Raw genomic sequence first — 22,916 nt, forward strand, 5'->3', positions numbered from 1 at the left:
GTTAAGAATTGCTTCATCAAGGCTTGCGAATGTTGCCCCAGGGCTCAAGTAGGGTCATTCTTATCCGAGGAAATGCGCGTTTTGTCTAACTAGCCGGCAAAGTTCGTGCGAAACGATGAAAATTTAAAGATATTGACGACGATGAAAAATTGGCTGGCTACGGTGGCAGAATTGAACCGGGAGAGCATTCTCCCACGAATCACTCGTTATGCGGGTGTTGTTGTTCCGGCTCTGCTGATGACGTTTATGTCGAGCATTCACGTTCATGCCGCACCTGAGTTTGTCGCGAAGGCCGCGCGTATCATTGGCGATGAGGCTCGCACACGCGTCGTTCTCGATTTCAACGCCGAACCCGAGTTTGAGGTTCACTATCTGGATTCGCCAGTGCGTGTCGTGATCGACATGCCAGCGGTCAACTTTGCCTTTCCTGCCCATGAGTTGAAACCCACGGGCCTCTTCAGCGATATCCGTTTCGGCAGTATGGGCGAGGGGAGTGCGCGGCTGGTGCTGACGGCCCGAAAGCCGGTCCAGGTTGCGATTGCCAAGGTTGAAGCGGAAGAGGATGGCAAGCTGTTCCGTTTCGTTCTCGATACGGAAATTGCTTCCAAACAGAAGTTTGGGGAACTTTTGAAGCAACAGGACTGGCAATCGCTGGCGCCTGCCACAACCGCATCCGTCACGCCGGATATCATCGAAAAATCACCACGGCAGTCCGATTTCGTTATTGCGGTTGATGCCGGTCACGGCGGTATCGATGCGGGCGCCACAGGGGGGGTCAGCGGAACGGACGAAAAGGTCATCACCTTGGCCTTTGCCAAGCAACTGGCAGATCGTCTGAACAAGATTGCCGGTATAAAAGCGTTCCTGACCCGAGATGACGATACGTTTCTGGCGCTTTCCGAGCGCGTCACCATTGCTCGCCAGCACAGCGCCAATCTTTTCATTTCGGTTCATGCCGACACACTGAGCCAGAAGGGCATTCGAGGTGCCACAGTCTACACAATCTCTGACAGGGCTTCTGACAGAATGGCGCAGAATCTGGCGGAGCGCGAAAACCTCTCCGATCAAATTGCAGGTGTGACGGTCTCAAACGCGCAGCCCGAGGTCGCCGATATCCTGCTCGATCTGACGCGGAGAGAAACTCAAGCTTTTTCGGTAACGCTTGCGGAGAATATAGTCTCCTCATTCGAGGGGCAGGTGGGGCTGATCAACAATCCCCATCGTTATGCGGGTTTCCAGGTTCTGCGCGCCCATGATGTCCCTTCGGTCCTCGTCGAACTCGGCTTCCTTTCCAATCCGGAAGATGAGAAGCTTCTTCTTGATGAGAAATGGCGCGACAAAGTGGCCGAGAGGTTGTCGGAAGCGGTCACCAAATATCGCGCTCAGGCTCTCGCCAATGGTGGTTGATCGCTGATGGGTCGGTTTCTCCGGCGGCCCAGTTCTGCATGGCTGTGTTGCTTTTGTGACGGTTGCTGGAAAGCGACCGCCAGCAACCCTAAAGCTGCGGGATTTGTCAGCAAGAGCCCTATTTTACTCACATTCCCCGCGTTACTGCGATAGATGGATTCGGTACTGTAGCGGGCTCTTTACCCGTTGCGCGAACTCCATCTCCCGGTAACATGAACGCGAATGGTAATATCCGCGACTTGTCATCGGTTAAGCGGTGTGCAAAACGGCACGCTCCATATAAATTTGCGCGCCTACGGGCAGGCGCAAAGTGCGATTCGAAGTATCGGTAGCCTCATATGATCAGACTGATTGGATATTTCTTCGGCTTGGCGAGCACGCTGTTTCTCGTGGTCGCTGCTGGCGTTGCCATTTACCTGGTGACGATAACGAAGGACTTGCCTGACTATGCGGTTCTGAACAGCTACGAACCGCCGGTGACGACGCGTGTCCACGCCGGCAATGGCGCGCTCATGACGGAATATGCGGAACAGCGGCGCCTGTTCCTGCCGATCCAGGCCATTCCCGACCGGGTGAAGGCTGCCTTCCTTTCGGCGGAAGACAAGAATTTCTATCAGCATCCCGGCATCGACGTGACTGGTTTCGCGCGTGCGGCACTCGCTTATGTGACTGGCGGACCGACGCAAGGCGGCTCGACGATTACCCAGCAGGTGGCGAAGAACTTTCTGTTGACGAACGAGCAGACGATGGAGCGTAAGGCCAAGGAAGCCATTCTCTCCTTCCGTATCGAGCAGGCCTACAGCAAGGATAAGATCCTGGAGCTTTATCTCAACGAGATTTTCTTCGGTTTGAACTCATACGGCATTGCCAGCGCCTCGCTGACCTATTTCAACAAGTCCGTGACGGAATTGACCATCGCGGAGACGGCCTATCTTGCTGCTCTGCCGAAGGGGCCGGCCAACTATCATCCTTTCCGTCGCGAAAAGGCAGCTGTCGAGCGCCGTAACTGGGTGATCGATCGTATGGCCGAGAATGGCTATATTACCAAGGCGGATGCCGAAGAAGCCAAGCAACAGCCGCTTGGCGTCAACGTTCGTCGCAGTGGCCCACAGCTTGCCGGTTCGGATTACTTCGCAGAAGAAGTACGTCGCCAGATCGTCGATCAGTTCGGCGCAGACAAGTTGCTCAAAGGCGGCCTTTCGGTGCGCACCTCTTTCGATCCTGAAATCCAGATGGAAGCGCGTAAAGCGCTGCAGGACGGTCTCATCGATTATGATGAGCGCCGTGGTTTCCATGGCCCGATCGATCAGATCGACATCAATGGCGACTGGGCGGCGCTCCTTTCCAAAATGAAACCTCTACGCGACGTTCCCGAGTGGAGGCTTGCCGTGGTGCTGGATGCGAGTGCCGGTGGCGTCGATATCGGCCTGCGTCCGGATCCCGACAGCGACACCCCTGATAAGGGGAGCCGCGGCTCCATCAAGCCAGAGAACATGAAGTGGGCTTATCGCGACTCCAAAGGGCAGCGCAGCACAGCAAAGTCTCCGACCGGAGTGCTGAAACCCGGAGATGTCGTTTATGTCGAGCCGATCGCAGCCCAGGGTACGTCCTATCGTCTTCGTCAGCCACCGAAAGTGCAAGGCGGCATGGTGGTGATGGACCCGCATACGGGTCGTGTTCTGGCGATCGTCGGCGGTTTTTCCTACGCGCAGTCCGAGTTCAACCGCGCCACGCAGGCCATGCGCCAGCCGGGATCGTCCTTCAAACCGTTTATCTATGCAGCAGCACTCGATAACGGCTATACACCGGCATCCGTTATTATGGATGCGCCACTTGAAGTGGTATCCGGTGGCGAGGTCTGGAGGCCGCAGAACTATGGTGGCGAGGTTGCCGGCCCATCCACGCTGCGACTTGGCATCGAAAAATCGCGTAACCTAATGACGGTGCGTCTTGCGCAGGACATGGGCATGAATCTGGTCGCGGAGTATGCGGAGAGATTCGGCATCTATGACAAGATGCCGCCTCTGCTTTCCATGTCGCTCGGTTCCGGTGAAACCAGCGTCATGCGTATGGTCTCTGCCTATTCGGTCATTGCCAATGGTGGCAAGCAGATCAAGCCGACAGTGATCGACCGCATTCAGGATCGTTATGGCAAGACCATTTTCCGCCATGAGGATCGCGCCTGCGAAGGCTGTAACGCGACGGTGTGGCAAGATCAGAACGAGCCGACCATCCTCGACAAGCGGGAGCAGGTTCTCGATCCGATGACCGCCTATCAGGTCACCTCGATGATGGAAGGCGTCGTTCAGCGCGGTACGGCTGCTGGCAAGATCAAGGTCGATCTCCCAGTTGCAGGCAAGACCGGCACTACCAATGACGAGAAGGACGCCTGGTTTGTCGGTTATACGCCAGACCTGGTTGCCGGGCTTTACATCGGTTTCGATAGCCCGGCACCGCTTGGTCGTGGCGGTACGGGCGGCTCGCTTGCAGCACCAATCTTCGGCGAGTTCATCTCGCAGGCTGCCAAGCACCTGCCGCACAGCAAGTTCATTGTGCCGAACGGCATGAACTTCGTTGCCGTCAACCGCAAGACGGGTATGGCGGCGATGGAAGGCGAGCCTGATACGATCATGGAAGCTTTCAAGCCCGGTACCGGCCCCGCATCGAGCTTCAATGTCATCGGCATGGACGGCAACATGTCTCAGGAAGACATTTTGCGGGAATCTCCACAGGCGCAGCAGGCCATCACCGGCGGCGGCGGCGGACTTTATTGAAATCAATTCGATATCAAGTCGAGGGGCGCGGGTATTTACATCCGCGCCCCTCGCATTTATTCACCCAGGCAGTTTTTTAAGAAGGCGAAGAATCTGCGAAATGCGCAATGAAATCGTAAATGTAGTCGACGAAATCAAGCAGGCCATAAGCCTGCTGAGGAGGCATCTTTGACTGGGACCAGGCGATAAGACGACTGGACTGGTTGAACAACAAGGCAGAGGATCCGACCCTCTGGAACGATGCCGGTGAAGCGCAGAAGCTGATGCGCGAACGCCAGCAACTGGACGAATCCATCACGGGCGTTCGCTCGCTCGAGCAGCAGGTCAACGACAATATCGAGTTGATCGAGATGGGTGAGGCTGAAGGCGACGACGAAATCGTACGTGAAGCGGAAGAGGCGCTTAAGGCGCTCAGAAGCGAGGCGAACCGTCGCCAGGTGGAAGCGATGCTTTCCGGCGAGGCCGATTCCAACGATACTTATGTCGAAGTGCATTCCGGTGCCGGCGGTACGGAAAGCCAGGATTGGGCGAGCATGCTGCTGCGCATGTATACGCGCTGGGCCGAGCGCCAGGGTTTCAAGGTCGAAGTTCTGGAAGTGCATGATGGCGAAGAAGCCGGAATCAAGTCTGCGACTATCCTCGTCAAGGGCCACAATGCCTTTGGCTGGATGAAGACCGAGTCCGGGGTTCACCGTCTTGTGCGTATCTCACCTTACGACAGCAACGCACGCCGCCACACGTCGTTTTCTTCCATCTGGGTCTATCCGGTGGTGGATGACTCGATCCAGATCGACATCAACGAAAGCGATTGCCGTATCGACACCTACCGGTCGTCCGGCGCCGGCGGTCAGCACGTCAACACGACCGACTCGGCGGTGCGTATCACTCACATTCCGACCGGTATTGCCGTTGCCTGCCAGCAGGAGCGGTCTCAGCACAAGAATCGCGCCAAGGCGTGGGAAATGCTGCGGTCGCGTCTTTACGAAGTCGAGCTGCAAAAGCGCGAAGAGGCCGCCAATGCGCAGGCCGCGTCCAAGACGGATATTGGCTGGGGTCACCAGATCCGCTCCTACGTTCTGCAGCCCTATCAGCTGGTCAAGGATCTGCGCACCGGAGTGGAAAGCACCTCGCCAAGCAGCGTTCTCGATGGCGATCTCAACGAGTTCATGGAGGCAGCGCTTGCTCACCGCATCAGCGGCGGCGCGGGAGTGGAAGTTTCCGATATCGATTGATCGTTGCTTTAAAGGGCTATGAGATCATGACCTCTCGCGGCATACGCTGCGGGAGGTCTTTTTACGGCATCTGGCTGGCAATCTTCTACCATCTGCCCGGCGATCGGAATTTTTGAAAAGCTCGATGAGCCGATTAGAGCGTTCTATATGATACGGAAATGTCTTAGGAGTTCCGTGCGGACGAATGGTGCCTAGGCCGCACCATAGTTTTGCAGGGCGCACATCGGTAGATCCAGGCAACTTGGCAGGAGATTGACGTTGAGACAGGCTCTTTACATCGTCGATGTTCAACTGAGCTTTAAACCCCCGCAGCGCCTCGTTGAGGACATCGCGGCTCTTGCTTTGAAAATGCCGAGCATTGCAAGCGTCGAGCGGCATGATGAAAAGATCACACCCTTTGAACGGCAATTGGGTTGGAAACCGGCCAAAGACGATGAGTCACTGGTGGCTGGGGATCGAGTCTTCGTCAAGCATGGTTATTCGCCGCCAAGGGACGCCATCGACTATCTTTTGTCGCTGGAACTCGATCGGGTTTTGGTTTGTGGTATCCAAACCGATACTTGCGTTCTGGCTGCCGGATTCTGTCTATTCGACGCTGGCCTTTCGCCCACTCTCTTGCCGTGGCTGACCGTTGGTTCCAGTCTGGACCGGTCGGGCGCACTGGGTGTTAGGCTGTGGAAGCACCATTTCGGCGCAGTTCTAAGCGGACCCGAAGAACTTTAGGCGCTCTCTATCGGTTTCCGACAGATTGTGACGAAAGCGGCCATTATGGTCCTAAGCTGCATTTAGGCAAGGGGCGAGACACAGCGAACCGTTCTAATTGGACGCCTTTTCGATCTTCATGTCACCCAGTTCGTCGATGAGGATGGTCCATGCATCGGGCTCTTTCTGAGCCGGATCGGTCTTCAGATGCACCGTGACGAATAGGCCAGGCAAGCTGGATGCGCCTGCTGAGCTTTCCGGACGGATGTCGGTGACGTAGGCTTTCATCTGGGTAAACTCTTCCAGTTCGAGCGTATCGACCAAAGCGGGGCCATCTGCAGTGTAGGCGATCTGTTGGAGGTAGATTTTCGCCGTACCGTCTCCCTGACGCATGGCGACGACCTTGTAATAGCCGCGCGTGGGCTCGGCGCGCGCAGTCGGGTTGTTTTGCGCAGGCTCGCTCGGCTTGGCTGCGTCATCCGCTGGTTCACGCTCCCACATGCCGCTGCTGGTGACGAAGATCGTCGAGACGGGCAGGGCTTCGATGTCCGGAGTTTGAGCGAAGGCCTGACTGAAGCTGCCAAGCAGGAGCGCTGCCGCAAAAAGAGCTTTCATGGTCACGTCCTTTATCAATTGGTGAACTGCTCTGCGAGAATGCGGTCAGACCAGGAACGATCCGGATCCGAAAGAATTCTTGCCGTTCTGTCCTGAGAAAGCGCAATTTTGACGCTGCGAACGGATTTGACCTCACGATGATCAGCAACCGCGTTAACGGGGCGCTTTTCAAATTCATGGACATGAATATCCACCGTGACCTGGTTGGGTAACAGCGCACCGCGCCAGCGTCTTGGGCGGAAGGCGCTTACGGGGGTCAGCGCAAGAAGCGGAGATTCGAGAGGCAGGATCGGACCATGGGCAGAGAAGTTATATGCCGTTGAACCCGCAGGCGTAGCAACCATCACTCCGTCGCAGATCAACTCTTCCAGTCTCGTCTTGCCATCTATATCGACGCGAAGCTTTGCGGCTTGGTGAGATTGGCGAAATAGGCTGACCTCATTCATTGCAAGTGCCGAAACTTCGTTGCCAGTTTCGTCCACTGCGGTCATTTTAAGGGGGTGGAAATCGTTGCCGGTGGCAATCGCGATCCGCTCATGTAGCCGTGACACTCTGTAATCATTCATCAGGAAGCCGACCGAGCCACGGTTCATACCATAGACGCGCTTTCCGAGGTTCATCGTTTCGTTCAGAACCTGTAGCATAAATCCGTCGCCCCCAAGTGCGACGATCACCTCCGCCTCTTCGAAAGAGGCATTGCCATATTCGCGGATGAGGTCTTCTCTTGCTGCCTGCGCGTGATCTGCGGGGGATGCAACGAAGGAAATTTTGTATACTGAGCGCGACATACGGTCATCCCGATTGATGCTCTCTGGTACATGAAGAAATGCATCATGGACAAGCTCTTTCGGACCGCAAGCGCCAACTCGCGTTTCACACCTCCACGGACTGGTAATTGTTTTTCTTCGGTGCGGGAGAAGCGGTGGCGCGAGCCATGCCTTAAATATTAACGACGGACCATCGACGGTTGGAACAAAAGGAATTTCTCTCCGTTCTCTCCGCTCAATGGAGATTGTAACATGACGTCGCAAGGTACTTCCGGTCGCCGAAGAGTTCTTGAGGCCGCAAACAAGGCCTCCGCTACTACCTATAAGCCGATCATCATGCCGCTTGCTGGAACTTATGTTGCCATGATCTTCCGCAGGGGGATCAGGAGTGCATCTAAACTGGTAAAAACTTGAACGTAGCCTGGCGTTACTACGCCTTGCCGATGAGCGGCAGCGCGACCCACACATTTACAGTCCACGGATCTGATTTCAGAAAAATCGACCGTCGATCACCGCGAGAGGAGAATGACATGAAGGAAATTCTCATAACCGCCGCAGCCTTGGTTTTTACTGCCGGTACGGCCTTCGCTGACTGTATCAAAAATATCGAGACCACGGCGGTGCCGCCCGGTATCGACCGCGAGTTCACGACAGCGAGCATTTCGGCGTCGCCGGAGATGCATCAAAAGACCGCGCTCGTACTGAAGAAAACAGACAGGCTTCCTGGAAACGCCGAAACAACTGTTGCCTCACCAGAAAGCGCAGTGGCAAGAATGCAGTAAGAGTGTGATTCCGAAGCAAAAAGGCCGCGCTACGGACGAATGGGCGTGGCCTTTTTTCGAGTCTGAAAGGAACGGCGCCTTTTGCCAGACCTCACGAATCAAGCCTTAGCGTAAGCTGACGGATACTCTTTTTCTTCAAGTTGTAGAGAGGCTTCGTCGTCATCATCTCCGTCTTTCGGCGGAGGTCTCGTCGGCGCTCTTCTGCGCGCTCTCTCAAACTTCTGGATTGCGCTACGAGCGCAAGTGCGTGTTCTATCGATCTTTCTGACGTGGTCATCCAAATCTCCTTTGTTCACTTTATGTTCTTTTTTGAATGATTCGTCAATATCGTCCAGTTCAGCCGCTTCAGTGCGTGTACGTGAAGCATCACCGCACCCTCCAGTCAGAGTCCTTCTAATCTTCGTCGTCGCTCTCACCCGCGGCGGGCGGTTTCGCGAGAAAACGAAAAAAGGCCCGGCAGAGCCGGACCTTTTTTTAATAAAGACAGCGTTTTCGTGTCAGGAAAGAGCGCGTTCTTCTGTGAAGCTATCCGCAGAAAGCCGACCGCTTGCGAGCGCCACGATGGCGAGCGCGGCGTGCTGGCGATCCCAGCCAGCACTTTCGGCTATTTCAAGCAACCCATTGATGGAAGGCTCGAGAGCGAACTGGCATTCCGCCTGGTAGTCCATTGTGTCGATCGTGAGCGAAGGCGGATTGATCAAAGCGCGCATGCAGCACTCCATTATATCACATATCCTGCTCCCCATTGCAGAACATGCGCGAAATTCATTAGCTTTTTGAAGCCGAACGTCGTTACGACGTCGAGCAGTATCAAGCGACGAATCCCCAGCGTGGGGAGATTCTTTTATCTTAGCTGGCATGTCAACCAGTCGGGAGGACTATGCATCTTTTCGATTGTGCCTGAAGGGTCGCTTTCGCCAGACGAGAAGCGCCATGAGATAGAGCGCGAAGGTCACGAACCAAACGAGCGGAAACGCCAGGAACACAGCCCCATACCCGCAGCCGCCGTCGAAACAGGTTCCGAAGGTCGCGGCTTGCACCACAGTCCTTCCTATAAAGAAAGAGACGAGGCCGGTTCCCACGACGCCTCCAAGCAACAACACGATATTGGTGAACAGTCTCATGGCGCCGGAGTATGATCAAGAATAAGACGTCTTTGCGGACATCTAGGAAGAAGCAGCTCTAGCAGCACTATTTTGATGGAGTGGGTGGCGCTCACTCGGTCCTGTGGCATCGGTAGGTCCTTCTAGCCCTCCAGCGCTCGCTCACAGTCCGGTAGGAATCGTCTGAAGACTCACTCAGAGGAGCGGTGCAGCCTGTGCCTATCGTCTTGCCCGCGCCCCTAGAACCCAGTGTGCGAGCCGAGACTTTCGGGTCGTGCGTTCTCCGATCAAAACTGTCGAGAGAGTGTTCAAGCGTCGCGCAGCCTTTTTGCTTGCCTGAACCGTATCCGCCTATCTTACTCGATACAGATTGTAATGCGCGTAGTTTACGGCGTTCTCTGCGCCACGAGAGGCGCTATATCTTGCGCAGATACCTAACTTGATGTGTGAGAAACAGGCTGTAAGCCTTTGAAAGAATGGTGGGTGATGTAGGGCTCGAACCTACGACCCGCTGATTAAGAGTCAGCTGCTCTACCAACTGAGCTAATCACCCGACCGGCACCGTGTGGCGGTGTGAGGGGGCGTATAAAGGGGTTCATTTCCCTTGTCTAGCGCCAAAGACGAAATATTGCGATTTTTCTTCTGGGAGTGATGCTCTTTCAATGAAAAAGCCCGGAAAACCGGGCTTTTAAAAAGAAAGTTTTTTTGACGCGTTTCAGCGCCTTATCGCTCTCGCGACTGCAATGAGGATGCAAGCGCCGATGAAACCAGCGATCAGATAGCCAATCCAGCCGCCCAAAACGATTCCGAACACCGACAGGATGGCGTTGGCGATCACTGCGCCCACGATCCCGAGGATGATGTTCATCAAAACACCCATATTGCTCTTCATGAACTGCTCTGCGAGCCACCCGGCGATGCCACCGATGATGATTGCTGCGAGCCAACCGATACCTGCTGCTTCCATGATTACCCTCCATCTATGGACACTATTTGCTTGTGCACACTCTAATGGCTGAAACCGAAAGAAGTTCCACATCTTAGGCGTAACGCCGCTGTTGAATTGCCTTATAGGTCCATTATCTAGGCCCCATGATTCGACAGGAGCAGAAGGGTATCCGTGATGAGGTTTTCGATGAGTGGCACGCGCTGGGTTCGGCCTCTGTCTCTTCTGCCTATTCTGTTGCTTCTGCTATCCTCGTTCGTTTTCGCTCAAGATCAGGGGCAAGGTTCAGCGCCGGTTTCCAATGGGCCTACCGCTGCGGCGCAGCCGGGTGCGGCAACACCTGTCGTTGAGCGCTCTACCAAAGAGCTCGACACGGCTAAGGCCTCCCTTTCCGATATCAGCCGGCAACTCGAAGAGGGCGGTAGAGACGATGCCCGTCTCGTCGATCTGAAAGGCAGGGCAGATGATCTTGCGGCGTCCGTGAACGGCGTCCTCGGCAATCTCCGCGGCCGGCTGGATGAGATCAACGCCCGTATCACATCGATCGGTGCGCCGCCCAAGGAAGGCGCACCGCCCGAGGCGAGCGTCGTGACGGACGAGCGTGACAAGCTCAATTCTGAAAAGTCCCAGATCAATGCGGTTCTGGGCGAAGCAGAAGCCGTAGCCGGGCGAGCCAATGCTCTGTCCAACAACATCACGTCGATCCGGCGTGCGCTGTTTGCCGCAACTCTGTTCAAGAGAACGGAAATTTCTCTACCGGTGCTCGCGGAGGCTGGCAGGGAGTTCATCGACGAGATCTCGATGGTCAGCAGTTCGCTGACAAGCTGGTCCATATTCGTCTGGAATTACAAGCGGCTTTCGATGTTCGGTGCCGTGTCGCTTTCGATACTGGCAGCACTTCTGTTTCTTGTCGGCGGTTATCGGCTTCTTGGACACCGCATGGAGCGACGCGCTTTTTCCGGCGAGCCGTCCTATCTGCGCCGCCTTTCCGTCGCCTTCTGGTCGACGACGGTGCAGTCGATGTCGGTCTTCCTCTTCATGGTGACGTCGGCCTTTTTCCTCGATAATTTTGGTGTGCTGAGACCGGATATCGCGCCCATCGTCTTCGTGGCGATGTCAGTGATTGCCTTCGTGTATTTCATTTCTCGCCTGACTTACGCAATTTTTGCCCCGACACAGCCGGAATGGCGTCTTCTGCGTGTGTCGAACAGCGGCGCGCATACGATATCGTCGGCGATGCTCGTCATGGCGATCGTCAACGGCCTGGATTACCTCTTCAGCACGATCAGCGAGACACTGAATTCGCCGCTCATTCTGACGGTGGCGAAGAGTTTCGTGGCCTCGATTGTCATCGGCGTTATCCTTTTTGGGATTTCTTTCCTCAAGCCTGTGGTCGGAGAAGGTCAGGATGCCGAAACCGGCCACAAGCGCATGCCGCGCTGGCTCGCGATTTTGCTGCGAGTCGGCGGTTTGGTGCTGATCGGTGCCTGTCTGACAGGCTATGTCGGGCTTGCCCGATTCCTTGCGACGCAGATCGTAGCGACGGGTGCGGTGGTGGCGACCGTTTATATCGGCATCCTTTCCGGCAAGGCGATCTCTCGTCAGGGAGCCTTTGGAGAAACGCTTGCGGGACGGTATCTCGGCCGTCGATTCTCTCTCGGCCCCGTAGGTCTGGATCAGACCGGTCTTGTTGCAGGACTTGGTATCTATGCGATTGCGCTTGCTTTTGGCGTCCCGCTTGTTCTGTTCTCCTGGGGTTTCCAGCCCGGCGATATCGAGAACTGGGCATACAGCCTGCTAACAGGCTTCAAGGTCGGCAACACTTCGATCTCGCTGATCAGCATTTTGAGCGGTATTCTGGTCTTCATCGTCGGTTACGCGGTGACACGGTGGTTCCAGAAATGGCTGGATCGCAATGTCATGGCGCGAGGCCAAGTCGATGCTGGCGTGCGAAACTCGGTCGGCACGGGTATCGGCTATCTAGGGATCGTTGTTGCCGCAATCTTTGGTATCTCGTCTGCCGGTCTTGATCTGTCCAGCCTTGCTCTCGTTGCGTCGGCCCTGTCTGTTGGTATCGGTTTCGGCCTGCAAAACATCGTCTCCAACTTCGTCTCCGGTCTGATCCTTCTTGTCGAGCGTCCATTCAAAGTGGGAGACTGGGTGGTGACGGGCGCAGTCGAAGGCACCGTAAAGCGGCTTTCCGTTCGCGCCACCGAGATTGAAACCTTCCGAGGTCAGTCGATCATCGTGCCGAACTCGGAGTTCATCAATTCCTCCGTCGGCAACTGGACGCATCGCAATCGCATTCAGCGTGCTGAAATTCCGGTTTCGGTCGCCTATGAGACGGATCCGCAGAAGGTGATGGATATCCTGCTTGAACTGGTGAAGAAGCAGACGCCGGTCTTGAGAAATCCGGAGCCGCATGTGGAATTCTTGCGCTTTGGCGATTTCTCGCTCGATTTCGAGCTTCGCTTCCATCTTGCCGATCTTTCGCATGGACTAGCCGTCAAGAACAATCTGCGGATGGAAATTCTGAAGCGCTTCCGAGAGGAGGGGATCAGTATTCCGATGCCGCAGCGTAATCTCAACATCCACATGGAAGGCGAGACGAACCCGCAAATCCTCGCGGCACTTCTTTCGGAGGAGGGTGACAAGGCGGTGGTTTCCCATACCGCTGCCGCAACTGCTCCCAAGCAAGAGGTAGCGAAGTCCGAGGCTCCCAATGTGCAGACCGAGGAGGAAAAGCCGTTAGAGGCAAAGGTTGGGGAGTTTAAAGCATCAGCTGCAAAGAAGCCAAGCTGAGCATTCTCGCTGCTTGAAAATCGTCAAAAGGCTCGCCGTCGCGGCGAGCCTTTTGCATGTCGTAATCAGGCGTTTGGGCGGCGATGCGACATTGCATAGTCTGCGCCACAGGTTCGGAAAAAGCCGCGTTCATGCGGATGACATGCCTCAAGGGGAACTATGACTATGAAGACACATGCGCGGGCAGTGGTTATCGGTGGTGGCGTTGTCGGCGTTTCGACGCTCTATCATCTGGCCAAAAAGGGCTGGACGGATTCCGTTCTGATCGAGCGCAAGGAGCTGACATCTGGCTCCACATGGCACGCGGCGGGCCTCCTGCCGCTGTTCAATATGAGCTACTCGGTCGGCCAGATTCATAAGTACTCGGTCAAGTTCTACGAGGAATTGCAGCAGGAAACCGGCATGAATGTCGGCTTTTCCAAGGTTTCCAACATTCGTCTCGCCCGCACCAAGGATCGCTGGGACGAGTATATGTATTACACCGGTATTGCAGAAACCATTGGCGTCAATGTGAAGATGCTGACGCCGGAAGAAGTCAAGGAAGTCTGGCCGCTCTGTGAGATCGATGGCCTTCTCGGCGCGATCCAGCATCCGGATGACGGCTATATTCAGCCGGCTGACCTCACCCAGGCGCTGGCCAAGGGCGCGCGTGACAAGGGCGCGACTATCTACAGAAACACAACCGTTACTGCGATCGAGCAGACCGAAGACGGTCACTGGAAGGTGACGACTGACAAGGGCGAGATCATTGCCGAGCATGTCATTTCCTGTACGGGTTCATTCGCCCGCAAGACAGGCGAGATGGTCGGCATCAACATTCCGGTCATTCCGGTCGAGCACCAGTATATCGTCACCGAACCGCATCCAGACATTCTGGAGCGCCGCAAGCAAGGCCTTCCGGAAATGGGCGTTCTGCGCGAATCGGATAGCGCTTGGTATATGCGCGAAGAAGCCGGTGGCCTGATCCTTGGTCCGTACGAAGTTGGCGCGCCTGTCTGTTATGTCGACGGCCCTTCCGACGACAGCGAATACGAGTTGTTCCAGGAAGAGCTCGACCGTCTGATGCCGCATATCGAAAGCGCCATCGAGCGCGTTCCGGCTTTCGGCGAAGTCGGCATCAAGAAAGTCTATAACGGCGCGATCGCCTACACCCCGGATGGCAACCCGATCGTCGGTCCAGCGCCTGGCCTGAAGAACTTCTGGCTGAACGAAGGTCACTCGTTCGGCATCACCGCTGCAGGTGGAGCTGGCTGGCAGCTGGCGGAGTGGATCGTCGATGGCGAGCCTACTCTCGATCTAACGGGTGTCGATCCGCGTCGTTTCGGCCCTTATGCAACCGAAGGCTACCTGATTGCCAAGAATGAAGAGGCCTATGCCAACGTCTTCACCATGCACTATCCGGATGAGGAGCGCTCTGCTGCTCGCCCGCTGAAAACGACGCCGGTCTATGATCGCCTCAAGAAACTCGGCGGTGTGTTCGGCTCGGTTTATGGGTGGGAACGCGCCAACTGGTTTGCACCCGAAGGTTATGCGTTGAAGGAAGAAGAACTTGGTGTTGGCGCAGACGTCATTACCAACCACAACTACGCACCACCGCTCGAAGATGGACGCATTGTTGAAAAGTGGTCGTTCCGCCGGTCGAACTACTTCGAGCACGTCGGGAATGAAGTGAAGAACGTTACTCAGAATGTCGGCGTTCTGGACATGTCGGCTTTTGCGAAGATGGAAGTCTCCGGTCCCGGCGCTCGCGCATGGCTCGAGTCGATCCTGGCGAATGCCATTCCGAAGAAGCGTGGCCGTATCGCGCTGACGCATCTCCTGACGCCGAATGGTGGCGTCAAGGCGGAATTCACGGTCTATGAGTGGGCACCCGGTCGCTTCTATCTGGTTTCCGCTGGTGGTCTTGAATCGGTCGATCACGACACGCTTCGCCGTCTTGTGCCCACCGATGGCTCCGTCACTCTGCAGCAGATCACTCAGAAGTACGGCGTTCTGGCTCTGGCCGGTCCGAAGTCTCGCGAAGTCCTGAAGAAGCTGACGCGCACCAGCCTCGAAAACAAGGATTTCCCGTGGCTCACCGCCAAGGAAATCTCCGTTGGCGTCGCAACCGCACATGCGCTTCGCGTCAACTTCGTCGGTGAACTTGGCTGGGAACTGCATCATCCGATCGAAATGCAGACTTACATTTTCGACCGTCTGATGGAAGCCGGTGCCGAATTCGGTATCAAGCCATTCGGTATTCGCGCCATGGTGTCCATGTCGCTGGAAAAATCTTACCGCAACATGGGCCGTGAACTTTCGGTCGAGTACAACGCGTACTCGTCCGGTCTCGACCGCTTCATCAAGCCGGAGAAGCAATTCATCGGTCGTGACGCAGTGGTTGCTGGCAAGGAAAAGGGTCTGCCGTGGATCTTCTCCACGCTGATCGTCAGCGGCAACACTACCGTTGATGCACGCGGTTCGGAAGCCATCCTGAACGATGCGGGCGAGGTTGTCGGTCGTGCAACGAGCGGTGGTTTCGGCTGGCGTATCGGCAAGTCGGTGGCGCTCGCTATGCTCGCACCAGACTACGCCACGATTGGTACCAAGCTGAAGATCAAGATCCTTGGCGATCTTTATGATGCGGAGGTCGTGGTCGAAAGCCCGTTCGATCCGGACAACGCAGTGCTGCGTGCTTAAGGCGTCAGGTCGCATCTATCAAACAAGGATGGGCTCCGTTACGACGGAGCCCTTTGCATTTATGAGACTATTGTCTTCAGCCTCTTAGCCTGATTGCTGTGCATTCCGCCCCGGCGGGCAGTTCAGGCGCGTGCGGTGGTCGGACGATCAGGCAATTGGACTTCGCCATGATCTTCATCATCGACGAGTCCTGCTTGGTGAAGACTTCTGCGATGGGGAGCCCATTGTCTGTGCCAGTGAAGCGGGCGCGCAGATAATCCTGCCGCATGTCATTGGCCTTGAGAGCGGTTGCCGTCTTGACCGTGATCTCGCGGGATTGGTGTTGCTGGTGGCCAAGCTTGTGGATGAGAGGCTCAAGGAACAGCAGGCCGCAGACAAGACTGGCGACTGGATTTCCCGGCAGGCCCAGCACCTGCATCGCGCCGATAGTACCGACCATAAGCGGTTTACCCGGCCGCATAGCGATGCGCCAGAAGTCCAGTGTCATACCTTCTGCCTTCAGCGCGGCCTGGACGAGATCGTGATCGCCAACCGAGGCGCCACCAAGCGTGACGAGAATATCGGCCTTGGCGGCGATGGCCTTGCCGATTGCGGCGCGGATCAGCGCGTCGTCATCCTTGACGATCCCTAGGTCGAGAATATCCGCGCCGGCCTGACGTGCGAGTGTTGAAACGCCAAAGGTGTTCGATGCGATGATCTGTGCCACCTGCGGATCACCGCCCGGCGGGACGAGTTCATCGCCTGTTGCGAGCACGGCGACAAGCGGCTTGCGATAGACCGTGACCTCGGCATGATTCATTGCGGCAGCAACGGTCAGATCGGCGAAGCTCAAGCAATTGCCTGCATCGAGAACAGCTTCGCTTTCCAGGAAGTCCTGGCCGCGCGGGCGGATATGTCGCCCTTGAGTGACATCGAATGTGGTACGGATGTGGTTAGCATCCAGAAGCTCAGCATCCTCCTGGATCAAGACTGTGTCCGCCCCCTTAGGCACTGGCGCGCCGGTGAAGATGCGAACAGCTTGCCCCGGTCCCACAGAACCGTCAAAAGCGTGTCCCGCAGAGGCCGTGCCGATAACAGTCAGTTCGGAGCCGACCGTCGGAGCATCCGCGGCGCGCAGTGCGTACCCGTCCATGGCTGAGGAATCGAAGGGCGGCTGTGTAATCCTTGCCGCAAGGTCAGCGGCCAGGACGCGCCCATCGGCATTGGTGAGGCTGACGCGTTCTGTGACAGTGAGAGGCTGTGCCGCACCTAGCAATCGTTCAAGAGCTTCGTTGACAGGCAGAAGGGGTTTCATACGCTTCCTTTTCGGTCACAAGCACGACCTTCAGATGTTACTCTATCACAGGGATGAGAATCAGGCTGATCAGCAGAGGCCAGTCGGGCTTTTCAAGAAGAGTTGAGTCGGAGACTCAGGCCCGGTAATCGCCGGAGTTTCCGCCGCTTTTTTCAAGCAGCCGGATCGAACCGATTTCCATGCCCTTATCAGCGGCTTTGGCCATATCGTAAATCGTCAGGCAGGCAATGGAGACAGCCGTCAGCGCTTCCATTTCCACGCCCGTCTTGCCGGAGAGCTTGACGGTTGCCTGAACACGCAAACCGGGTAGAGCGGCGTCTTCAGAGATATCGACGGACACTTTGCTTAGCATCAGAGGATGGCAAAGAGGGATGAGATTGGATGTCTGCTTGGCAGCCATGATACCGGCGAGGCGAGCGGTCCCGACAACGTCACCCTTCTTGGCGTCGCCATCGCGAATCAGCGCCAGTGTCTCCGGTTTCATCCTGACAAAACCCTCAGCCACGGCGGTGCGGACGGTATCCAGCTTGTCGCCGACATCGACCATATGCGCCTCGCCGGAGGCGCCGATATGAGTGAGCTTCGGGGATGAGCTCATTCGGCTGCCATAACGCCGCTCCGGCCCGTGAGCAGGGCGCGTGTCGCAGCAGTGACGTCGTCCTTGCGCATCAGGCTCTCACCAACCAGGAAGGTGCTGATGTTGCATTTTTCCAGCCGCAGGCAGTCCTCATGGGTGAAGATGCCGCTTTCGCCGACCAACAGCTTGTCCGCTGGCACCATCTTCGCCAGCCGCTCGCTGGTTTCGAGGCTGACCTCGAATGTGCGTAGATTGCGGTTGTTGACGCCGAGCATGGGGGAGGCGAGTTTAAGCGCACGTTCCGTTTCCTCTTCATCATGCACCTCGACCAGCACATCCATGCCGAGCGAGAAGGCTTCGGCCTCAAGACGTTTTGCCTCATCGTCGGTAAGCGATGCCATGATCACCAGAATGCAGTCCGCGCCCCAGGCGCGGGCCTCATGCACCTGATAGGTTTCGAACATGAAGTCCTTGCGCAAGGCGGGTAGGGAGCAAGCGTTGCGGGCAGCGGTCAAAAACTCCGGCGCTCCTTGGAAGCTCGGTCTATCGGTCAAAACCGAGAGACACGCTGCGTTGCCTGCTTCATAGGCTTTTGCAAGCGCCGGTGGATCGAAATCCGGACGGATGAGGCCTTTGGATGGGCTTGCCTTCTTGATCTCCGCAATCAGGCCATAGGTGCCTTCCGCCTGCTTGCGCTTTAAGGCGTTGTAGAAGCCTCGAGGGGCGGCCTGATCGGCGGCCATCGCCTTCAGATCGGCAAGAGACACCTTGGCCTTGGCGGCTGCGATTTCCTCGCGCTTATAGGCTTCGATCTTTCTCAGAATGTCGCTCATCTTCGCTTACTCCTCGTTGGAGACTGCAACCAGCTTATCCAGTGCAGCAGCAGCCTGGCCCTCATCCAGCGAAGCGCTGGCAATCTTCATACCGTCGCTCAGCGTTTCGGCCTTGCCGGCAACGACGAGTGCCGCTGCCGCATTGCAAAGAGAAACGTCGCGATAGGCGTTTTTATGACCGGAGAGCACGCCGCGAAGTGCATTGGCATTGAAGATGCCGTCTCCGCCCTTGAGGTCGTCGATCGTCGCGGATGAGACGCCGAAGTCCTTCGGCGTCAGGTTGAAGGTGCGGATCTTGCCATCTTCCAAAGCCGCGACATGGGTAACGCCTGTGGTGGTGATCTCATCCATGCCATCGCCGTGGACAACCCAGATCGATTCCGATCCAAGATCGCGCAAGACCTCGGCAATTGGCTGAAGCCAACGCGGTGAAAAGACGCCGAGCAGCTGGCGCTTCGCGCCTGCGGGGTTCGATAGCGGGCCGAGCAGGTTAAAAATCGTGCGGGTGCCGAGTTCCACTCTTGTCGGGCCGACATGGCGCATGGCGGAGTGATGCAACTGCGCGAACATGAAGCCGAGGCCAGCTTCGTTTATGCAGCGGCTGATGAGCTCAGGTCCAATATCGAGTTTGACGCCCAGGGCCGAAAGAGCGTCGGCAGTACCAGACTTCGAGCTCAAGGCCTTGTTGCCATGCTTGGCCACTGGAAGGCCGGTGCCTGCAACGATGATCGCGGCGAGGGTGGAGATGTTATACGTGCCGAGACCGTCACCACCCGTTCCGACGATATCTACCGCATGGGCGGGCGCGGAGACAGGAAGCATCCGAGCCCGCATCGACGAGACTGCACCGACGATTTCATCCACAGTTTCGCCACGTACCCGCAGCGCCATGAGAAAACCGCCGATCTGAGACGGCGTGGCCTCGCCGGACATCAGAATATCGAAGGCCTGGCGGGCCTCCTCCCTGTTTAGGCTTTCACCATTTGCAACCTTGGCGATTAGCGGCTTCAGTTCGGCCATGTCCCGTTCCCTATCAGTATGCAGTCATCGCCTGATCTGCGAGCGCCTGATTGATGCTGACACCATAGTCGTTCTGCAGACGGCTGACCATCTGATCCAGCATGTCCTCACCCGCAGCCTTTGCCATGGCCGTGATCTGACGATCGTCGTTGTTCAGGGCATCGACAGGGGCATTGGTGTTGACTTCCGTCACCTTGAAGAGAATCCGACCGGAACCATCCGCATTGACCGCGGTGCCGGCCAAGCCGTCAGCGCCTGCAAAGATCGCCGAAACGGCCTGCTGACCGAAGAGAGCATCGTCACTGTTGCGACGCAGCCCCATCTTGGTTTCAACAGCAAGACCCATTTCGCCGGCAATCGTCTGGAGGCTCTCGCCCTTTTCGATACGAGCCTTCAGCTCTGCTGCCTTGGCTGTCAGGGCATTGCGCTGCTGCTCGGCCGTCCATTCAGCGACGACTCGTTCGCGAACCTCATCCAGCGTGCGGTCACGCGGCGGGATGATCTGATCGACATCGAACCAGACGTAACCTTCGCGACCGATGTTAACCGCTGGTGCTTCTGTGCCGGGTTCCGTTTTAAATACCTCTGTCAACAGAGCAGGCGTAGGAAGGCCTTCGACCGGGTTGCCCTTTTCGTCCTCGCCATTGGCGTCGATGGCGTTGATGGTCACTGCCTTGAGGTTCAGCTGGTTTGCCGCATCCGCAAGCGACGAGCCGCCGCCACGCAGGTCCTCGTAGCGATCGTGAACACTGTTGAGTTGTTCAGCAGCATTTGCGGTCGCAAGTTGCGTGCGTATTTCTTCCTTTGCCTCATCCAGCGTCTTCATGCTCTCACCCTTTATGCCGGTGACGCGAAGGATGACTGGGCCAAAGGCTCCATCGACCACAGGCGAAATGCCGCCGTCTTTCTGAACCGCAAAGGCTGCATCGGCGATGGAGGGATCAGGCATCGTTTCCTTGGTAAACTCACCAAGCAGCACGTCTGCCGGCTGCTTGCCCTGATCCTTGATGACCTGATCGTAGGTCGTCGTTCCAGCGCGGATCTGAACAGCAGCAGCTTCCGCCATCTCCTTATTCGGAAAAACCAGCTGCTCGACCGTGCGGCGGCCTGCGGTGCGGAACTTGTCCTTGTTCTTTTCGTAGTATTCGGCGACCTGAGCGTCGGTGATGTCGCTCTGATTTGCGATATCGGACGGCTCAAGCTTCACATATGTGAATTTGCGATATTCGGGTGCGCGGAACTGCGTCTTGTGACTTTCGAACCAGGCAGCCAGTACATCGTCCGCCGGAGCTTTCACCGGATCGATATTGGCGTTGGACAGCAGGAGATAATCGACCGAGCGCTGCTCGTTGAGGTACTGCTTCAATGCATCAACCAGAACCTGTGGCGGCGTGAAACCATCGGAAATGGCATCTACGATCTGGCTGCGGACCGCGACCTTGCTGCGCTCCTTCACATAGTCGTCCTCGTTGAAGCCAGCGCCGCGTAGACGCTGGCTGAAGAGCTGTCGATCAAACTGGCCAGTGGGCGACTTGAAGGCTGGGTCTTCGGCAATGAGATTCGCCAGACGGTCCTCGGAAAGCCCAAGGTTCATGCTCTCCGCGAGTTGATCAAGCGAAGCGCCCGCTGCAAGCTGGCTGAAGACCTCGCGGTCGATACCGAAAGCTTTCGCCTGTTCCGTGGTCAGACGCGTACCGAACTGTTGGCCGATCTCTCCCATTCGCCGCTGGTAGGCCATGCGAAACTCATTCGGTGTCACCGTCTGATCACCGACCGTCATCACGGCGTGTGAATTGCTCGAAACGAGTGATGCCGACACACCCCATATGCCGAATGAAACGACAAGAAGAAGAAGGAGCAGCTTTGCCGCCATGGTTCTGGAAGCGTTTCTCAGGGAATCGAGCATCGTTATGCAAACCTCACAATATGCGCCCGTTACGCCGGGTCTATCGGGGTTCCTTAGAGCGTTTTATTGGTAAATGGAAGCTGTTCTGTTGAAACCTAAGGGTCAACTGATTGTGCGAACCGCATGCAGATGCCATGGCCTGCGGCGCACAAAAAAGCCGCCTAGGATAAGGCGGCTTTGTGCGGCGACGGAGTTTTGATGCCTATGCTGTCAGAACGACTTGCTGCGTTCCAGCATATCCTTCAACTCCTCATCTTCCTTCTGTAGTTCGGAAACCACCGAGACGACCGATGCCACGAACATGACGCTGATCAAGGCAGAAAGCACTGTCAAAACGAAAATCATGGCGTATTACTCCGGTCTATGTGGGTTTCCCCTGCCGATCAGTAGTAGTTCATATACTGATAGCGGGATGTAAGCTGCGGGAAGCTTGCTTCCTGTTGCTGTGGCTTCTGGGCGTAAAGGCTGAACGTCGTCGCAACCATCGCGATGAGCAGCATTGTCCAGGCGGTGCTGATCACACCGATTTTCGCCGAAGTAGACTGCTTTTCTCTTGCAAACATTTGTCCGTTCCTTTGCCTGCGAATAGAACGCCTGACTTCAAGTCGGGTTCCGAAATACTATTAAAAATCGATTAGCATTGCGCCAGTGAAGCTTCCTTGAATGCCGCGTTCATCTGGCGTTCAGGAAATTGGCAGCTCACGTCAATCCATGAAGAGCTGTTCCACCACGAATGAAGCTGCGACCGTCAGGATCACCATGAATGCCAGCATTTCCGTCTCCATTGGGATGTCAGACCCGATGCGTTGTCGATGGTTCAACTTATAAGGAGTGGCTTTGAAGCTGTGCTGAATGCTGCATTCATTGGACATTCACTTAAGCGATCGAGGTATAAGTCTTGCAGATGCGATGCTGACGTGACAAAAGGCCCACCGAGACGGAAGTATCGAGAGCGGTATGACGATTGCCTTTTATCCTGGATCCTTCGATCCGATGACCAACGGACATCTGGATGTTCTCATCCAGTCATTGAATGTGGCATCGAATGTGATCGTCGCCATTGGCGTTCATCCAGGTAAGGTACCCATGTTCGGCTTCGAAGAACGTGCGGATCTCATCAGACAATCTCTCAACGACGTGTTGCCGGACGCTATGGACAGGCTGCGCGTCGTTTCCTTCGACAATCTCGTTGTCGATGCGGCCCGCAGTCATGGTGCAACGCTTCTGGTTCGAGGCCTGCGCGACGGTACCGATCTCGATTATGAGATGCAGATGGCGGGGATGAACCGGCAGATGGCGCCGGATATCCAGACCGTTTTCTTACCCGCAGGCACCGCATCGCGGCCTATTACCGCCACATTGGTTCGTCAGATCGCAGCCATGGGCGGCCATGTCGAGGCCTTTGTGCCCAAAGCCGTGCTTGAAGCCCTTAACACGAAGCTGAAACGATAGTTTCGGCATATAGGTGGAGCCAATC

Annotated in this window: 19 protein-coding genes and 1 tRNA gene; 8 read left to right on the forward strand and 12 right to left on the reverse strand. The window is 56.3% G+C overall.

The annotated features are described in order from the left end of the window. Positions 1 to 246 precede the first annotated feature (246 nt). The 4 genes from QZ862_RS12065 to QZ862_RS12080 all read left to right on the forward strand — a co-directional run bounded on the left by QZ862_RS12065 (position 247) and on the right by QZ862_RS12080 (position 6,136). The gene (locus tag QZ862_RS12065; protein ID WP_363315925.1) at positions 247 to 1,407 is read left to right on the forward strand and encodes an N-acetylmuramoyl-L-alanine amidase; all 1,161 of its coding nucleotides are present in this window, start codon (positions 247 to 249) and stop codon (positions 1,405 to 1,407) included. A gap of 338 nt (positions 1,408 to 1,745) precedes the next feature. Further along, complete coding sequence (locus tag QZ862_RS12070) at positions 1,746 to 4,181, forward strand: penicillin-binding protein 1A (RefSeq protein ID WP_296018476.1); 2,436 nt, start codon at positions 1,746 to 1,748, stop codon at positions 4,179 to 4,181. Positions 4,182 to 4,281: 100 nt separating this feature from the next. Beyond that, positions 4,282 to 5,413, forward strand: a protein-coding gene (gene prfB, locus QZ862_RS12075; protein WP_296078171.1) for a peptide chain release factor 2 whose coding sequence is annotated in 2 segments (ribosomal slippage) — positions 4,282 to 4,350 and positions 4,352 to 5,413 — 1,131 coding nt in all. Because the reading frame shifts where the segments join, the coding sequence is not laid out codon by codon here. A gap of 258 nt (positions 5,414 to 5,671) precedes the next feature. Next, entirely contained in the window at positions 5,672 to 6,136 is a 465-nt protein-coding gene (locus QZ862_RS12080; protein ID WP_296100098.1) for a cysteine hydrolase family protein, read from the forward strand. Between the two features lie 93 nt (positions 6,137 to 6,229). Here the strand turns inward: QZ862_RS12080 and QZ862_RS12085 are convergent, their stop codons facing one another. Together QZ862_RS12085 and QZ862_RS12090 are read right to left on the reverse strand one after the other, a co-directional pair. Further along, positions 6,230 to 6,730 (reverse strand): hypothetical protein, encoded by a 501-nt coding sequence (locus tag QZ862_RS12085; protein ID WP_296018483.1) that lies wholly within the window; start codon positions 6,728 to 6,730, stop codon positions 6,230 to 6,232. 14 nt (positions 6,731 to 6,744) lie between these two features. After that, positions 6,745 to 7,518, reverse strand: coding sequence for an NAD kinase (locus QZ862_RS12090; protein ID WP_296083740.1), 774 nt, complete (start codon positions 7,516 to 7,518; stop codon positions 6,745 to 6,747). A 509-nt stretch (positions 7,519 to 8,027) separates the two neighbouring features. Between QZ862_RS12090 and QZ862_RS12095 the strand changes: the two genes are divergently transcribed. After that, a complete protein-coding gene (locus tag QZ862_RS12095) occupies positions 8,028 to 8,279 on the forward strand; it encodes a hypothetical protein (protein WP_296100101.1) in 252 nt (83 codons plus the stop codon). Positions 8,280 to 8,776: 497 nt separating this feature from the next. Here the strand turns inward: QZ862_RS12095 and QZ862_RS12100 are convergent, their stop codons facing one another. From QZ862_RS12100 to QZ862_RS12110, 3 genes are all read right to left on the reverse strand, one after another. After that, positions 8,777 to 8,989, reverse strand: coding sequence for a hypothetical protein (locus QZ862_RS12100; RefSeq protein ID WP_296018486.1), 213 nt, complete (start codon positions 8,987 to 8,989; stop codon positions 8,777 to 8,779). Between the two features lie 870 nt (positions 8,990 to 9,859). Next, positions 9,860 to 9,935: transfer RNA gene (locus QZ862_RS12105), tRNA-Lys, on the reverse strand. A 162-nt stretch (positions 9,936 to 10,097) separates the two neighbouring features. Next, positions 10,098 to 10,349 carry a GlsB/YeaQ/YmgE family stress response membrane protein gene (locus tag QZ862_RS12110; RefSeq protein ID WP_296018489.1) on the reverse strand — a complete coding sequence of 84 codons (252 nt, stop codon included), beginning with the start codon at positions 10,347 to 10,349 and terminating at the stop codon, positions 10,098 to 10,100. A gap of 168 nt (positions 10,350 to 10,517) precedes the next feature. Here QZ862_RS12110 and QZ862_RS12115 point away from each other — a divergent pair, with 168 nt between their 5' ends. Continuing rightward, entirely contained in the window at positions 10,518 to 13,130 is a 2,613-nt protein-coding gene (locus tag QZ862_RS12115) for a mechanosensitive ion channel family protein (RefSeq protein ID WP_296100104.1), read from the forward strand. A gap of 165 nt (positions 13,131 to 13,295) precedes the next feature. Then, positions 13,296 to 15,809 carry an FAD-dependent oxidoreductase gene (locus QZ862_RS12120; protein WP_296100570.1) on the forward strand — a complete coding sequence of 838 codons (2,514 nt, stop codon included), beginning with the start codon at positions 13,296 to 13,298 and terminating at the stop codon, positions 15,807 to 15,809. 76 nt (positions 15,810 to 15,885) lie between these two features. On the opposite strand, the gene glp is transcribed toward QZ862_RS12120, so the two are convergent. The 7 genes from glp to QZ862_RS12155 form a co-directional block, all read right to left on the reverse strand. Then, positions 15,886 to 17,103, reverse strand: coding sequence for a gephyrin-like molybdotransferase Glp (glp, locus tag QZ862_RS12125; protein WP_296100107.1), 1,218 nt, complete (start codon positions 17,101 to 17,103; stop codon positions 15,886 to 15,888). A gap of 115 nt (positions 17,104 to 17,218) precedes the next feature. After that, the gene (moaC, locus tag QZ862_RS12130; RefSeq protein ID WP_296100112.1) at positions 17,219 to 17,701 is read right to left on the reverse strand and encodes a cyclic pyranopterin monophosphate synthase MoaC; all 483 of its coding nucleotides are present in this window, start codon (positions 17,699 to 17,701) and stop codon (positions 17,219 to 17,221) included. Further along, the gene (gene trpC, locus QZ862_RS12135; RefSeq protein WP_296100113.1) at positions 17,698 to 18,513 is read right to left on the reverse strand and encodes an indole-3-glycerol phosphate synthase TrpC; all 816 of its coding nucleotides are present in this window, start codon (positions 18,511 to 18,513) and stop codon (positions 17,698 to 17,700) included. The genes moaC and trpC overlap by 4 nt, the downstream gene beginning before the upstream one ends. Positions 18,514 to 18,519: 6 nt before the next feature. Beyond that, on the reverse strand, positions 18,520 to 19,533 hold the full coding sequence (trpD, locus tag QZ862_RS12140; protein ID WP_296100115.1) for an anthranilate phosphoribosyltransferase: 1,014 nt from the start codon (positions 19,531 to 19,533) through the stop codon (positions 18,520 to 18,522). A 13-nt stretch (positions 19,534 to 19,546) separates the two neighbouring features. Next, positions 19,547 to 21,439, reverse strand: a complete 1,893-nt coding sequence (locus tag QZ862_RS12145; RefSeq protein ID WP_296100116.1) for a peptidylprolyl isomerase — start codon at positions 21,437 to 21,439, stop codon at positions 19,547 to 19,549. A 210-nt stretch (positions 21,440 to 21,649) separates the two neighbouring features. After that, entirely contained in the window at positions 21,650 to 21,784 is a 135-nt protein-coding gene (locus QZ862_RS12150; protein ID WP_296018542.1) for a hypothetical protein, read from the reverse strand. A gap of 38 nt (positions 21,785 to 21,822) precedes the next feature. Then, positions 21,823 to 22,002: a hypothetical protein gene (locus QZ862_RS12155; RefSeq protein WP_296018544.1), complete on the reverse strand. Its 180-nt coding sequence runs from the start codon at positions 22,000 to 22,002 to the stop codon at positions 21,823 to 21,825. A gap of 394 nt (positions 22,003 to 22,396) precedes the next feature. Here QZ862_RS12155 and coaD point away from each other — a divergent pair, with 394 nt between their 5' ends. After that, on the forward strand, positions 22,397 to 22,891 hold the full coding sequence (gene coaD, locus QZ862_RS12160) for a pantetheine-phosphate adenylyltransferase (RefSeq protein WP_296100118.1): 495 nt from the start codon (positions 22,397 to 22,399) through the stop codon (positions 22,889 to 22,891). The last annotated feature ends 25 nt before the right edge of the window (positions 22,892 to 22,916 follow it).

This window comes from uncultured Agrobacterium sp. (assembly GCA_913777615.1).
GTDB lineage: Bacteria > Pseudomonadota > Alphaproteobacteria > Rhizobiales > Rhizobiaceae > Agrobacterium.